Below are 14926 nucleotides of genomic sequence, written 5' to 3'. Positions count from 1 at the left end.
TAATTTTAATACAGATAATTTTAACAACAATTTTATACATATATTTCAATCCAATATTTCTAGCAGTTGATGTAGTGATTACAGGAATATTTCTGTTTAAAGATAAAAATAAACTTATTGTATCACTGTTGGTATTATTTCTGACTATTTTTCATTTAAACCTTATTAATGATAATTACAACAATATCAAGGATAATGAATTTGTAGATATTAACGCTGTAGTAATAAATAAAAACAGATCAAATAAAAAGTATATTGTAAAGGTAACTAATCAATATAATATAAAATTTTTATTAACAACAAAAAAAGATTTAAATATTGGTGATATTGTCAATATTAGATCAAAAGTTAATAAAGCATATACAAATGGTAATCCATATATGTTCAACTATAAATTTTATTTACTAAAGAGCAATATATATGGAGATATATACTGTAGGACTGATCCTGATATAATAGGAAAGTCTAATTCACTTTTTTTAAGTATTAGAAGCAAAATTTTAAACCACATAGTTTTTAAATTAGATTCAAATTTTAATGATATTGAATCATCTGTTTTAAAGTCAGTATTTACAGGGTTTAATTTTTTGAGTGAAGATTACACTAATAATGTTAAGACATTAGGAATAAGTCATATATTTGCAATAAGTGGGCTACATATTATTATTCTATACACGATTTTTAATAAATTATTTGGTATTTTTAAGATTAACAGAAAAATTATTTCTTGGTTATCTTTGTTTTTAATTGCAATATATGGATATGCAGTAGGACTACCTTCATCAATATTAAGAGCGTTCATTATGTTAGTTATAGTGGAATTATCTAATCAAATGCAGATAGACTGGTATAATTTAAATAATTTAATTATTGCAGCTATCTTAATTTTGCTTATGAATCCATATAATCTATTTGATGTCGGATTTATTTTTTCATTTTTAGCAACATTTACTATTTTATATTTGTATCCAAAATTCAAAAAACAAAATAGCAAACTACGTAATTATTTAATGCTTTCTACTTTAGTTTATATAATATTATTACCAATACAACTGAAGTTTTTTAATGAATTTACATTTGGTTTTATCATTGGAAATACCATTATTTTACCTATTTTTACACTTATCATACAATTGTCGGCTGTTGTACTTTTGATACCTAATAGCTTTAATTATGTATTTGTTCAAATTATAAAATTTTGTTTAAAGATTATAAATTATATCTTCATTACAATTAATTCATTTAATATACAAATTCATAGTTTTATGAGCTTTTCTATATTGATGATTTTTGTTTATTATATAATAATATTTGCGATTTATAACAGACACTACATTAAAACTTTAAACGATTTTAATAAACAAACTTTAAAAAATATGTTTTTTATAAGCGTAATTATGCCGATAATTTTAAATATTTTTAATCCTATTACGCATATAAACTTTGTGGATATTGGTCAAGGTGATTGCTTACTTGTAAGACAATATTTTAAAAGTTTTATGATAGATACAGGAGGTTCATACAAATCAGAAGATAAATCTGGAACTTACCTTGTAGAATATCTACACAAAATAGGTTTAAATAATCTTGATTATGTATTCTTGACTCATTTTGATGAAGATCATAGTAAAAATTTAATTAATATTAACAAATCTTATAATCCAATAGTTTTATCTAGAACTAATGGAGAAAAAATATTAAAAAGCAAGTATAATCAAAATAACCATTACGTAAATCTACAAAATAATCAATTACTAAAAATTGGAAATGTTTATATCAAAGTCATTGATAAATCCATAAGTGATGAAGAAAACGATAAATCTATAGTTTATAAAGTATATGTTAATGATATTTCATTACTAATCACAGGAGACATTTCTGGAGAATATGAAAGAAATATTTTAAATGAAGATATAACATCTGATGTGTTGAAAATTTCCCATCACGGAAGTAAAAACAGTTCAGATTTAAATTTCTTAAAAAAGGTTAATCCCAAATTATCTATTATTTCTGTAGGTCTAAGAAATGATTATGGACACCCACATCATCAAACGCTAGATAATTTAAATAAACTAAATATTCCAATAAAAAGAACTGATAAAGATGGAAACATTGAGATTGTATCAAGCAAGATATTTAATACTATAAGATCTAATAGAGATAAATATTCGATTTTTAATTTTTTAGTGAAAGAACAAAATTCAATTATTACAACAATTTTCGTATTATATTACTTTAAGAATAGAGGAGCAAAAGATGGATTTTTCATTGGCGAAACAAAAATTAGATAATAATTTGTTGTCTAATCTAATTTTAATACACGGAGAAGAAAAATTTTATATAGAAAAATATCTGTCATTAATAAAAGAGCACTACAAGGCTCAAAGTTTTGATGAGTACGAAATATCAGATTTCGAAAAAATATATAGTTCTTCTGAAACTATTCCTATGTTTAGTGATAAAAGACTCATTTTAATCGATGATGTAGATTTAACTAAAACAGGAATTTTAAAAAACAAGGAAAGTATTGATAATTTATTACCTTATATTAGAGAGATTCCAGAGTATACTTTGATTATAATGACATCATACGGAAATGTATTTAAGTCTAAATTTTTAAAAGAAATAATAAACTATGGATCAGATATTGAATTCAATAAGTTAAACAGAAATCAATTAAAAGCTTATATAATAAATTACCTAAAAGGGAAGAAGATTAATAATAATATCGTTAACATTTTTATTGAATATTCTCTTTATCTTATAAAAAATTCTGAAAAGACTTTAATTGATGTTAATAATGAATTAGATAAGTTTATAAATTTAGAGAAAGATGAAATAACAGAACATGATTTGAATTCTCTAATAAATCAATATGATAAAAATATTTTCGATTTAACAGATTCAATAGCATCAAAAGATTTATCTAAGACGATATATTACTTAAATTTACTTATAAATGACACATCAGACACTTTTAAAGCACTTCATATGGTTATTAGATTATTTAGAAATTTATTATATATAAAAGAACTTCTACGTTTGAAAGTTTCGCAAACTGAAATCACAAAGAGAGTAAAAATATCATCATACGAATTAAATAAAGTTCAAAGTTTTGTGAAAAATTGGAGATATGACCAGTTAAGATTTGCGATTCATAAAATGTATGAAATAGAAACTACATTAAAAACAAATACGTTAAATTCTAAGTACTATATAGAAAATAGTATTTGCGAAATTTTAGCAAAAAAATAAAGGTTGAATTTACTTCAACCTTTAAATAATGTAATGGATCCTTTACATTATTTCTATGCTAATTTGTTTAATTCTTTAGCCATTCTGCTAATTTTTTTAGCTGCACTGTTTTTAGAAATTGTGTTCTTACTTGCAGCTTGGTCAATCTTTTTAGTTGCTAAATTAAATAATTTAGTAGCGTCTTCTTTATCGTTTTTTTCAACAGCTGCTTCAAATTTCTTAATGAAAGTTTTGATAGCTGATTTTTTAGATTTATTTCTAGCTGTTTCAAGTTTAGTTACATCAATTCTTTTAATTGCTGATTTAATATTTGCCATAATATCCCTCCTTTATTTTTGAACAGTGTTATTATTATACACTATAGAATTAATTATTTCAAGTAATCTAGAACATTAATTGTAAATTATGTTATAATAGGTTGGTAAAGAATGGTGATAGTATGAAGAAATTTTTAGATAGTAAGTTTTCAAATTTGCTATTTGCAATATTTATAGCTTTAGTAGTATGTTTCGTAATAAAAACTTTTATTTTAGAAACACAAATAGTAAAATCATCAAATATGAGTCCCACTTTAACTTCTGGAGATTTTGTTCTTATTAATAAATTAAATAAAATAACAGGATACATTAAAAAAACTGATATAGTTAAGTATTATGATGAGAAAAATTCAGAATCTAATATTGCAAGAGTTATTGCAATGCCTAAAGATTCAGTGGAAATTATAAATGATGATATTTTTGTTAACGGAAAAAGAATATATGAACCCTATATTTTATTGCAACAGTCAAAAAAATTAAACAATAATAAATGGGTATTAAGTAAAGATGAATATTTTGTTATAAATGATGATAGAGAACTAGATAATTATAATGACAGCAGGTACATCGGACCTATTAATAAAGATTCGATAATCGGTGTCGTTTTCTTTAGGTTATATCCTGTTGATAAGATTGGTTCGATTTAGGAGATTTAAATGAAACACGATAAAAAATACATAAGAAATTTTTCAATAATTGCGCATATAGATCATGGTAAGTCAACATTAGCTGATAGATTGATTGAAGAGACTGGTATGCTTACTCATAGGGAAATGAGTGAACAGGTTTTGGATTCTATGGATTTGGAACGCGAAAGAGGAATAACAATCAAATTAAAAGCCATTAAATTATCTTATAAGGCTAAAGATGGCAATGTATACAATCTTAATTTAATAGATACACCAGGTCATGTTGACTTTACTTATGAAGTAAGTAGGTCATTAAAAGCGTGTGAAGGTGCAGTATTAATTGTCGATGCAACGCAAGGTGTTGAGGCTCAAACATTAGGAAATGTATACTTGGCTATCGACCAAAATTTAGAAATTTTGCCTGTAATAAATAAGATAGATTTGCCAAGTGCCGACATTGATTTTGCAAAAAAGGAAATAGAAGATATTATTGGATTAGATGCTGAAAATGTTCCAGCAGTATCAGCAAAAGAAGGAATAAATATAGTAGATGTATTAGAAGACATAGTAAACAATGTTCCTGCTCCAGTTGGGGACGAAAATAAACCTTTAAAGGCATTGATATTTGATTCATATTACGATTTTTACAAAGGTGTTGTTGTTTATGTTAGAGTTTTTGATGGTTGTATAAAGCCAGGATCTGAAATTTTAATGATGTCTACTAACAAATCATTTGAAGTTACTGAATGCGGTTATACATCTTCCGGAATGATAAGCACAGATGAAATTAGCGCTGGAGATGTAGGATATGTTGTCTGCAGTATCAAAAATGTAAAAGATGCTAGAGTAGGTGACACTATAACAGATAAAAACAATCCTGTAGATAAACCTCTGGAGGGATATAAACAAGTTACACCAATGGTTTATTGTGGTATTTATCCTGCTGAAGGTGAAGATTTCAATTCTGTAAGAGATGCACTAGAAAAACTTCAAGTTAATGACGCAGCTTTGACATTTGAAAATGAAACATCAATCGCACTAGGTTTTGGATTAAGATGTGGATTTTTAGGGTTGTTGCACATGGAAATTATTCAAGAAAGATTAGACAGAGAATTTGACTTAGATATCATCGCCACTGCACCAAGTGTAATATATAAAGTTCATAAAAAAGATGGAACTGAAGTAGAAATACAAAATCCTACAAATTTCCCTAAGGAAACTGAAATTGATTATGTTGAAGAGCCTGTTGTTCATGCAGAAATCATGACTCCTACAGATTATGTCGGGGTAATTATGGAACTTTGTCAAGGAAAAAGAGGAACTTTCATAGATATGACTTACCTTGATGAAAAAAGAGTAACAATAAAATACAAATTACCATTAAATGAAGTGATTTATGATTTCTATGATGCTTTAAAATCAAAAACAAGAGGTTACGCATCTTTGGATTATGAATTAATTGGTTATGAAAAATCTGATTTAATTAAACTTGAAATAATGATTAATTCAGAAAAAGTTGACGCGTTAACATTAATTGTTCACGAAGATTTAGCTTATGAAAGAGCAAGAAAAATAGTAACGAAACTTAAAGATGAAATACCAAGACATCAATTTGTAATTCCTGTACAAGCTGCAATAGGAAATAAAATTATCGCAAGAGAAACTATAAAAGCATACAGAAAAGATGTACTTGCTAAGTGTTACGGTGGAGATATAACTAGAAAGCGTAAACTATTAGAAAAACAAAAAGAAGGTAAAAAGCGAATGAGATCTGTAGGTAGCGTAGATGTTCCTCAAGAAGCTTTCTTATCAGTCTTAAAATATGATGAAGGAAATTAAATTTGTTAAGCCAAGCGAAAGTTTGGCTTATTTTTATAGGAGGAGTTATGAAAGGAATCTATATTCACATACCTTTTTGTGCTTATAAGTGTAATTATTGTGATTTTTCAACAATGACGAAACAAAACCAAAGAATTGATGAATACTTTGATTTGTTACAAAAAGAAATAAATATGTACAAAAATCCTAATGACAGAATAGATACCATTTATTTAGGAGGAGGAACACCAAATCTTGTCGATTCTAAATATATTGAAAAAACCTATAACGTAATAGATAGCTGTTTTAATTTACAATTAAAGGAATTTACTATTGAATGCAATCCAGAATTCGTCACAAAAGAAAAAATACAAAACTATAAAAAAGTTGGTATAGATAGAATATCATTGGGCGTTCAATCTTTTTATAATGAGTACAACAAATTTTTAGGAAGACAGCATACAGTATCGGATGTTTTTAAGTCATTTGAAATAATTAAAGATTACATTGATAATATTTCAATTGATTTAATATTTGGATTTCCAAATCAAACCTTAGAGTCTCTAGATAATGATCTTTATTATATTAGAAAACTTAATCCAAACCATGTTTCTTGGTATAACATGATATTAGAACCTGGAACAAAATTTTACAAAAACTATAAAGACATAAATAGAAATGATGATATAGAATACGAAATGTATATGAAGATTTGTAATGGATTAGAAAATTACAAACACTACGAAATTTCTAATTTTGCAAAAGATAATTTTGAATCCATTCACAACAAGATTTATTGGAAAGACGAGCAGTATTACGGATTTGGTTTATCTTCATCTGGATATTTAAATCAACTGAGATATACAAATGAGTTTTTCTACCCCGATTACAAGAAAAAAATCTTGAAAAATGAAAAGCCTATTAGTTTTTCTGAGAAAATTGATTTAGAAAAAAGAGAATTTGAATTCATAATAACTAATATGAGATTAAAGGATGGATTAGATTTAAAAGAATACTTTGAAAAATTTGGCATAAATTTATACACGAATAACAAAAAATTAATCGATAACTGGATTAATAAAGGATTGTTAACTTTAAACAACAACCATATAAGCTTTACAAATCAAGGCTTTTTCGTGTCAAATAGTTTTTTCGTAGATTTTTTAGTATAACACTTGACACAGTATAAATCGTAGTGTATAATTTTATTATCACTCAAGGTAATAGGTTGCTAACAAAAAAAGAGGTGAGGTCTTGAATGAAAATTTAACACAAAGAAAATTTAATATCTTACTCGCTACCATAGACAATTATATAAAGACTGCTCAGCCGATAGGATCTCGAGTTTTATCAAAGAATTATAATATTGGTTTCAGTCCAGCAACTATCAGAAATGAAATGAGCGACTTAGGTGATTTGGGATATTTAGTTCAATCTCATATTTCATCAGGAAGAATTCCATCGCAAAAAGCTTTCAGATTGTATGTGGATTATATTCTAGACAAACTTTATAAAACTGATGATTCTAGCTCTTCGTTGATGTCTATAAGAAAACCCTATGAAAGAATTGTTGAACCTGAGAAATTGATTAAATCTTCTTCTCAGTTTATTTCTGAAATAACTCAGTATCCGGTTATTTCTATGTTAAAAAAATCAGATAGGATGCATTTATCTCACATAGAGTTACTTCCAATTAGCGAATATAATTATGTCTTATTAACGTTATATGATTCTGGTGATTTAAATCATACTGTGATTTCATCAGAACAAGTCATAGAACAAAATGAATTAATTAAGATTAATTTTCTATTGAAGAAACTTTTTTTAGGGAAAAATTTAAATGAAGTTTATGATAATTTAGATGAATTTTCTTCAAAATACAAATATAATAATCTTTTTAAAGGTGCAATTACCGATATTATTGAAAATGAAAAAGATAAGTTATCTTCAATGTATGTATCCGTTGAAGGTTTATCAAATATTTTCAAATATAGTGAATACAGCGACTTAGACAAAGTCAAAAGCATAATAGAATACCTTGAAGATAAAGACAAAATAGTGAACATTCTGAATTCTTCAGATAATTTCTTGGACATTAAAGTGGGAGAGGAAAATAAAGAACAATCACTTGTTGAAAACACAATCATCAAGAGTTCTTATTTCTTCAACAAGAATAACATCGGTGTTATAGCTATTGTTGCTCCCATGAGAATGAATTATGAACTTTCAATAGAAGCTATGTTTAAATTATCTAGAAGAATTAATGGATTAATTATTAGGGGGGATTATTATGAAAGATAACGAAGAAAAGTTGAAGCAAAATCAATCTTCAGAAGATGTAAAAAATGGAGAAAAAGACTTTGAAAAAGAAAAAATAAATAAAAATGAAACTGAAAATGAGTCAGTAAAAGGAGAAGTCGAAAGTGACAAAGATGAAGTTGTAAATTCTGAAATAGAAGATTTAAAAGATTCTTTAAAAAGATTACAAGCGGATTTTATCAACTATAAGAATAGAACAAATAGAGAAAGACAACAGTCTATTGAATTAGCCAATGAGTCTTTGATTTTGAAAATTCTACCTATAATAGATGACTTAGATAGAGCTATCAGTAGTAAACAAGAAAAAGATGAGTTCTCTAGCGGTGTTGAATTAATTAGAGACAACCTACTTTTATCTTTAAAAGATTTTGGATTGGAAGAAGTAGATTGTTCAGATAAATTTGATCCAAACTATCATCATGCAGTTATTACTGAAGATAGTGATAAGGGTTCAGATATGATAATAGAAGTATTCCAAAAAGGTTACATTTTGAATAACAAATGTATTAGACCTGCAATGGTCAAAGTTAGTAAATAAGAATTTTAAATATAGATAAAAATCTAAAAGGAGGATTTTATAATGAGTAAAGTAATAGGTATTGATTTAGGTACAACAAATTCAGCAGTAGCAGTTATGGAAGGTGGAGAATCTGTTATAGTTCCTAACTCTGAAGGTAATAGAACTACTCCATCAATCGTAGCATTTACTAAAGATGGTGAAAGATTAGTTGGTGAAACAGCAAAAAGACAAGCAATTACAAATCCAGACAGAACAATCACATCAATTAAAAGAGAAATGGGTACTGAATACAAAGTAAACATTGATGGTAAAGATTATTCTCCAGAAGAAATTTCAGCAATGATTTTGCAAAAATTAAAAGCTGACACTGAAAGTTATTTAGGAGAAGAAGTTACAGAAGCAGTAATTACTGTTCCAGCTTACTTTACAGACTCTCAAAGACAAGCAACTAAAAACGCTGGTAAGATTGCTGGTTTAAACGTAAAAAGAATAATCAACGAACCAACAGCGGCTGCATTGGCTTATGGTATTGATAAAGAAACTGATCAACACAAAGTTATGGTTTATGACTTAGGTGGTGGTACATTCGACGTTTCAATCCTTGAAGTTGGAGATGGCGTATTTGAAGTATTAGCTACACGTGGTAATAACAGACTAGGTGGAGATGATTTTGATGAAAAATTATTAAACTATCTTGCAGATGAATTCATGAAACAAAATGGTGTAGATTTAAGAAAAGATGCTACTTCTAAACAAAGACTTAAAGATGCAGCAGAAAACGCTAAGAAAGAACTATCTACAAGAGTTTCTACTAATGTTAACTTACCATTTATTTCTGCAGTAAATGGAACTCCAGTTCATTTAAATATGGATATTACAAGATCAAAATTTGATGAATTAACATCTGACTTGGTTGAAGAATCTTTAAAACCAGTAAGACAAGCACTAGAAGATGCTGGATTAAGTCACAACGATATTGAAAAAGTATTATTAGTTGGTGGTTCTACAAGAATTCCAGCTGTTCAAGAAGCTGTTAAAAAATTAATAGGAAAAAATCCACAAAAAGATATTAACCCAGATGAATGTGTTGCTATTGGTGCAGCATTACAAGGTGGAGTATTAACTGGTGAAGTAAAAGATTTATTGTTACTTGATGTTACACCTTTATCATTGGGTATCGAAACTTTAGGTGGAGTATGTACAAAATTAATCGAAAGAAACACTACAATCCCGACTAAAAAATCTCAAGTATTTACAACAGCAGCTGACGGTCAAACATCCGTGGAAATCAAAGTGCTACAAGGCGAAAGAGAAATGGCAGCTGACAATACTTTGTTAGGACAATTCAACTTAACTGAAATTCCAGCAGCCCCAAGAGGAGTACCTCAAATTGAAGTAACATTTGATATTGATGCGAATGGTATTGTAAACGTAAGTGCTAAAGATTTAGGATCGGGAAAACAACAAGCTATGACAATTACTTCTTCAACTAAAATGAGTGATGAAGAAATCAAGAGAAAAGTTGACGAAGCAAGTAAGTATGCTGAAGAAGATAAAAACAAAAAAGAAACTATTGAAACAAAGAATAACGCTGAATCTGTAATTTACCAAGTTGAAAAGACAATCAAAGACTTAGGCGACAAAGTTTCAGAATCCGAAAAATCTGATATCAATTCAAAAGTAGAAGCTTTAAAATCAATCCTAGACTCAGGAGATAACAACGATATTAAAGCTAAGACAGATGAATTAACTCAAGAAATGTACAAGTTAAGTTCTAAACTATATGAAAACACAGCTCAACAACCGGGAGCTTCACAAGAATCTAAAAAAGATGATGATGTTGTAGATGCTGATTATGAAGTTGTTGATGACGACGAAAATAAATAATAACTAAAAAATCTTAAAAAAGGGGTAAAATTCTTACCCCTTGATTTTTTTGTATCTTTTAGTAAAATAGAAAAGTCAGTAGATTAGGATGGTGAATAATGAAAAATTTGTACGAAATACTTGAGGTTAATGAAAACGCAACTCAAGAAGAAATAAAAAAATCATATAGAAAATTAGCGAAAAAATATCATCCAGATATAAACAGTGGTGATCCTGAAGCTGAAAATAAATTTAAAGAAATTAACGGAGCATATGAGGTTTTAGGTGATAAAGAAAAAAGAAAAAAATACGATATGTACGGAGATAGAATATTTGATCAAGGATCAGGTGGAGGATTTTCAGATATCGGTGATATATTTGGTGATTTTTTCGGTGATATATTTGGTGGTTTTAGTTCTAGATCATATTCTAGAAATCCAAATGCCCCTATAAAAGGCTCTAATATTCAAGTTGAACTGGAAATAGATTTTGAAGATTCAATTAACGGTACCAAAAAAGAAATTTCTTATAAGAAAAAGGTAAAATGTTATGTTTGTAATGGCGATGGAGCAAAGCCAGGAACAAAAAAAAGAAAATGCGATAAATGTAATGGTACTGGGATCATAAACGATACAAAAAGAACACCTTTTGGAATTTTTACACAACAATCTGAATGTGATAAATGTCATGGAGAAGGCTATGTAATCGATGAAAAATGTGAAAATTGTAAAGGTAAAGGATACGAAGTTCAAAGAAAAACAATAAACATTACTATACCTAAAGGAATAAATAATGGAGCCATCATGAGTGTAAAGGGAGAAGGTAATGATGGCGAAAATAATGGTAGTCCAGGCGACTTATATGTTATCATAAAGATTAGAGAACATGAATTTTTCAGAAGAATTAATAATGATATTGTTTTTGATATGCCTATCACATATGCTCAGGCTGTACTTGGTTCAAAAATTGAAGTTCCAACTTTAGATGGCATAGAAGAATTTGAACTTCCAGAAGGAACTCAACCAAATACAACATTTAAACTTAAATCAAAGGGTGTTCCATATTTAAATTCTAATACAAGAGGAGACATATTATTTACTGTTAAAATCATTGTTCCTAAAAAAATAAATAAAGATCAAAAAGAAAAATTGATTGAATTTTCAGAAAGTATGAATCAAGAATTAAATGTAAATGAAAAGAAATCAATATTTGATAAAATAAAGGATATGTTTGAATAATGGAAAAATGGCTAAGCTTTGATATTAAATGTCCAAAAGGATATGACGAAATCATAAGTTCTATACTATACGATTTAGGAATAGAAAATTTACAAATAGATGATTATCAAGATGTTTTAGATTTTAAGAAAGATCAACCTTATTGGGTGGTAATAGACGACGAAGATTTTACACCACATGATAATGTCATCATTAAAGCTTTTTACGAAGATGATAAAGTAAATTATGAAGAAATTGAAGCAAAAATTAATGAATTCTCTATCAATAACAAGATAGATGTTCAAATTAGTAAAAACAAAGAAATTGAAGATATGGACTGGGCTAATGAATGGAAAAAGTATTACGAACCATTTTATATCGGCAATATTCTTATAAAACCTAGCTGGATTGAAATAGACGAAACAGATCACACCGTGTTAGAAATTAATCCAGGAATGGCATTTGGTACAGGACTCCACGAAACAACAAACTTATGTATTGAACAACTTCAACAGCTGCAGCTTGATAATAAGAGTGTTTTAGACATTGGTTGTGGATCAGGAATACTTTCTGTAGCTTCTTCAAAATTAGGTGCTAAAGAAGTTTTTGCTACAGATATTGATCCATTAGCTGTAGAAGCAACATTAGATAATGCACAGCTGAATAAAATATCTAATATCAAAGCTGTAGAAGGCTCTCTACTAGATAGAGTTGATAAAAAATACGATGTAGTAATAGCTAATATTTTATTGAACGTATTAGACATTTTAATTCCAGATTTACCAAAAGCATTAGAAAAAGATGGTATTTTCATTTGCTCAGGATTGATCAATTCTCAAAGAGATAACATTGTAAATATTTTAGAAAAAAACAACCTTGAAATTGTAGAAATATCTGAAAAAGGTGAATGGATTAGCGTAATAAGTAGGTTCAAAAATGTATAGGACTTTTCGAAATCCCAAAGATAAGATAGATGATAAAATTATAATAAAAGATGAAGATTATAATCATATCAAAAAATCTCTAAGACTTTCAAAAGGTGATTTGATTCATCAAGTAATTGGAGATACAACTTTTGTAACTAAAATTGAAGATATTACTCCCGATGAAATAATTTGTAAAATAATAGATGAAGATAACGTTCAATATGAATCTCCTTTGAACATTACTTTGTATCAATGTATCCTTAAATCAGATAAAAATGAGTATATCATACAAAAAGCTACTGAATTGGGAGTAAATAGAATTGTATTTGTAGAAACTGAAAGAACTGTTGTCAAATTAGATGAAAAAAAGTGGATTAAAAAAAAGAATAGATTTGAAAAAATCGCACTAGAATCATCTAAACAGTCAAAGAGAACATCTATCCCTGAAATAGAAGGACTACTTAATATCCATGAAATATCAAATCAAGATAATAGTTTAAGTTTAGTATTCTATGAAAATGAAACAGAAAGCATTCAATCTTTGTTGACTAATTCAAATTATAAAGATATAAATATTTTCATTGGCCCAGAAGGCGGATTATCTGAAGAAAATTTAAATTTTTTAAAGTCAAAAGGATTTAAATCAGTTTCATTGGGAAACAGAATTTTACGCGCAGATACAGCTCCAATTTGTGCTTTGAGTATTATTCAATATGAATTAGGAGATATAAAATAATGAAAAAAGTAAAATTTTCAACATTAGGTTGCAAAGTTAATCAATACGAAACAGAAGCAATGGCTGAATTATTTGTGAAAAATGGTTATGAGATTACAGAAGATTATAATTGCGATGTTTTTGTGCTTAATACATGTACCGTTACAAATTTGTCCGATAGAAAAAGTCGACAACAAATATCTAAGATTAGATCTGAAAACAGTGATGCAATAATTGCTGTTGTAGGTTGTTACTCTCAAGTTAGTCCTGATGAAATAGAAAACATTGAAGGTGTAAATGTAATTCTCGGAACAAAATACCGAAAAGAAATCGTAGAACTATGTGAACTAGCAAAATCATCTAATAAAATTATAAACAAGGTCGAAAATATAGGTAAGAATAGAGAATTTGAAGAATTAACTATAAATACAGAGCATTCTATGACAAGAGCTTATATTAAAATACAAGAAGGTTGTAGTCAATTTTGTTCGTACTGTATAATTCCTTACGCGAGAGGACCTATACGTTCTAGAAATATTAGAGATATTGTTTTAGAAGCAAAAAGATTAGCAGATAATGGTTTCAAAGAAATTGTACTGACAGGCATCCACGTAGCGTCATACGGAAAAGACTTAGAAAATGATGATATTGGTTTAATTGATGTAATAGAAGATATCGGACAAATTGATAAAATAAAGAGAATAAGATTGAGTTCATTAGAGCCAAGAATTGTCGACAAGCAATTTTTAGATAGATTAAGTAAAGTGGAACAATTTTGTGATCATTTTCATTTATCTTTGCAAAGCGGTTCTGATTCAATACTTCAATCTATGAATAGAAAATACGATACAGATTTGTATGAAAAAACTATCAATTTAATAAGAAAATATTACCCAAATGCTGCAATTACTACAGATATAATAGTTGGTTTTCCTGGAGAAACTGATGAAGACTTTGAAAAAACATTAGACTTTGTTGATAAGATTCAATTTTCAAAAATACATGTGTTTAAATATTCAAATAGAAAAGGCACTGTAGCAAGTAAAATGAAAAATCAAGTATCCGGAGTTGTAAAAAAAGAGAGAAGTAAACTACTAATAGAAAAATCAAAATACTATACAGACAAATTTTTAGATAATATGTTAAATGAGCCAATAAAAGTATTGTTTGAATCAAAAAATGATGATGGATATATTAAAGGATATACAACAAATTATATAAGAGTAAGAAGAGAATATAATCCAAATCTTTCTAATAAAATAATAGACGTCGTATGCAATAGAAGAGAAAATGAAGAACTTGTGTGTGAATAATTGAAAAGTTAAATATTTTTTGGTATAATAA

The 14926-nt window shown here is 27.6% G+C and carries 13 protein-coding genes; 12 read left to right on the top strand and 1 reads right to left on the bottom strand.

The genetic code is table 11. The features are described from left to right. Window positions 1–74 precede the first annotated feature (74 nt). Together ACU68U_RS00460 and holA are read left to right on the top strand one after the other, a co-directional pair. Window positions 75–2291: a DNA internalization-related competence protein ComEC/Rec2 gene (locus tag ACU68U_RS00460; RefSeq protein ID WP_227905249.1), complete on the top strand. Its 2217-nt coding sequence runs from the start codon at window positions 75–77 to the stop codon at window positions 2289–2291. After that, window positions 2257–3255: a DNA polymerase III subunit delta gene (gene holA, locus ACU68U_RS00455; RefSeq protein ID WP_446762512.1), complete on the top strand. Its 999-nt coding sequence runs from the start codon at window positions 2257–2259 to the stop codon at window positions 3253–3255. The genes ACU68U_RS00460 and holA overlap by 35 nt, the downstream gene beginning before the upstream one ends. 53 nt (window positions 3256–3308) lie before the next feature. Here holA and rpsT read toward each other — a convergent pair whose 3' ends face one another. Beyond that, window positions 3309–3572, bottom strand: a complete 264-nt coding sequence (gene rpsT, locus ACU68U_RS00450; RefSeq protein ID WP_002836452.1) for a 30S ribosomal protein S20 — start codon at window positions 3570–3572, stop codon at window positions 3309–3311. Between the two features lie 122 nt (window positions 3573–3694). Between rpsT and lepB the strand changes: the two genes are divergently transcribed. The 10 genes from lepB (at window position 3695) to mtaB (ending at window position 14895) form a co-directional block, all read left to right on the top strand. Continuing rightward, window positions 3695–4219 carry a signal peptidase I gene (gene lepB / locus ACU68U_RS00445; RefSeq protein WP_002836451.1) on the top strand — a complete coding sequence of 175 codons (525 nt, stop codon included), beginning with the start codon at window positions 3695–3697 and terminating at the stop codon, window positions 4217–4219. A 9-nt stretch (window positions 4220–4228) separates the two neighbouring features. Further along, on the top strand, window positions 4229–6040 hold the full coding sequence (lepA, locus tag ACU68U_RS00440; protein ID WP_446762511.1) for a translation elongation factor 4: 1812 nt from the start codon (window positions 4229–4231) through the stop codon (window positions 6038–6040). A gap of 47 nt (window positions 6041–6087) precedes the next feature. Then, on the top strand, window positions 6088–7191 hold the full coding sequence (gene hemW, locus ACU68U_RS00435; RefSeq protein WP_446762510.1) for a radical SAM family heme chaperone HemW: 1104 nt from the start codon (window positions 6088–6090) through the stop codon (window positions 7189–7191). A gap of 82 nt (window positions 7192–7273) precedes the next feature. After that, on the top strand, window positions 7274–8320 hold the full coding sequence (gene hrcA, locus ACU68U_RS00430; protein ID WP_446762509.1) for a heat-inducible transcriptional repressor HrcA: 1047 nt from the start codon (window positions 7274–7276) through the stop codon (window positions 8318–8320). Then, complete coding sequence (locus ACU68U_RS00425; protein ID WP_446762508.1) at window positions 8310–8876, top strand: nucleotide exchange factor GrpE; 567 nt, start codon at window positions 8310–8312, stop codon at window positions 8874–8876. The genes hrcA and ACU68U_RS00425 overlap by 11 nt, the downstream gene beginning before the upstream one ends. 42 nt (window positions 8877–8918) lie before the next feature. Continuing rightward, window positions 8919–10745 (top strand): molecular chaperone DnaK, encoded by a 1827-nt coding sequence (gene dnaK, locus ACU68U_RS00420; RefSeq protein ID WP_154272619.1) that lies wholly within the window; start codon window positions 8919–8921, stop codon window positions 10743–10745. Between the two features lie 98 nt (window positions 10746–10843). Continuing rightward, window positions 10844–11962: a molecular chaperone DnaJ gene (gene dnaJ, locus ACU68U_RS00415; protein WP_446762507.1), complete on the top strand. Its 1119-nt coding sequence runs from the start codon at window positions 10844–10846 to the stop codon at window positions 11960–11962. Continuing rightward, window positions 11962–12885: a 50S ribosomal protein L11 methyltransferase gene (gene prmA / locus ACU68U_RS00410; RefSeq protein ID WP_446762506.1), complete on the top strand. Its 924-nt coding sequence runs from the start codon at window positions 11962–11964 to the stop codon at window positions 12883–12885. Before dnaJ ends, prmA begins: the two co-directional genes overlap by 1 nt. Then, window positions 12878–13603 carry an RsmE family RNA methyltransferase gene (locus ACU68U_RS00405; RefSeq protein ID WP_316445222.1) on the top strand — a complete coding sequence of 242 codons (726 nt, stop codon included), beginning with the start codon at window positions 12878–12880 and terminating at the stop codon, window positions 13601–13603. Before prmA ends, ACU68U_RS00405 begins: the two co-directional genes overlap by 8 nt. After that, window positions 13603–14895 carry a tRNA (N(6)-L-threonylcarbamoyladenosine(37)-C(2))-methylthiotransferase MtaB gene (gene mtaB, locus ACU68U_RS00400; RefSeq protein ID WP_446762505.1) on the top strand — a complete coding sequence of 431 codons (1293 nt, stop codon included), beginning with the start codon at window positions 13603–13605 and terminating at the stop codon, window positions 14893–14895. The genes ACU68U_RS00405 and mtaB overlap by 1 nt, the downstream gene beginning before the upstream one ends. Window positions 14896–14926: the final 31 nt, after the last annotated feature.

It is taken from the genome of Finegoldia sp. P3-F-LR (assembly GCF_052932165.1).
The sequence above is the reverse complement of the archived record's forward strand: the minus strand, read 5'-3'. Positions and strand labels throughout refer to the sequence as shown.

Coding starts and splice junctions, on each gene's coding strand:
- prmA (WP_446762506.1), top strand. CDS start 11,962: ATGGAAAAATGGCTAAGCTTTGATATTAAATGTCCAAAAGGATATGAC.
- mtaB (WP_446762505.1), top strand. CDS start 13,603: ATGAAAAAAGTAAAATTTTCAACATTAGGTTGCAAAGTTAATCAATAC.
- rpsT (WP_002836452.1), bottom strand. CDS start 3,572: ATGGCAAATATTAAATCAGCAATTAAAAGAATTGATGTAACTAAACTT.
- lepB (WP_002836451.1), top strand. CDS start 3,695: ATGAAGAAATTTTTAGATAGTAAGTTTTCAAATTTGCTATTTGCAATA.
- dnaK (WP_154272619.1), top strand. CDS start 8,919: ATGAGTAAAGTAATAGGTATTGATTTAGGTACAACAAATTCAGCAGTA.
- ACU68U_RS00405 (WP_316445222.1), top strand. CDS start 12,878: ATGTATAGGACTTTTCGAAATCCCAAAGATAAGATAGATGATAAAATT.
- ACU68U_RS00425 (WP_446762508.1), top strand. CDS start 8,310: ATGAAAGATAACGAAGAAAAGTTGAAGCAAAATCAATCTTCAGAAGAT.
- hemW (WP_446762510.1), top strand. CDS start 6,088: ATGAAAGGAATCTATATTCACATACCTTTTTGTGCTTATAAGTGTAAT.
- lepA (WP_446762511.1), top strand. CDS start 4,229: ATGAAACACGATAAAAAATACATAAGAAATTTTTCAATAATTGCGCAT.
- holA (WP_446762512.1), top strand. CDS start 2,257: ATGGATTTTTCATTGGCGAAACAAAAATTAGATAATAATTTGTTGTCT.
- dnaJ (WP_446762507.1), top strand. CDS start 10,844: ATGAAAAATTTGTACGAAATACTTGAGGTTAATGAAAACGCAACTCAA.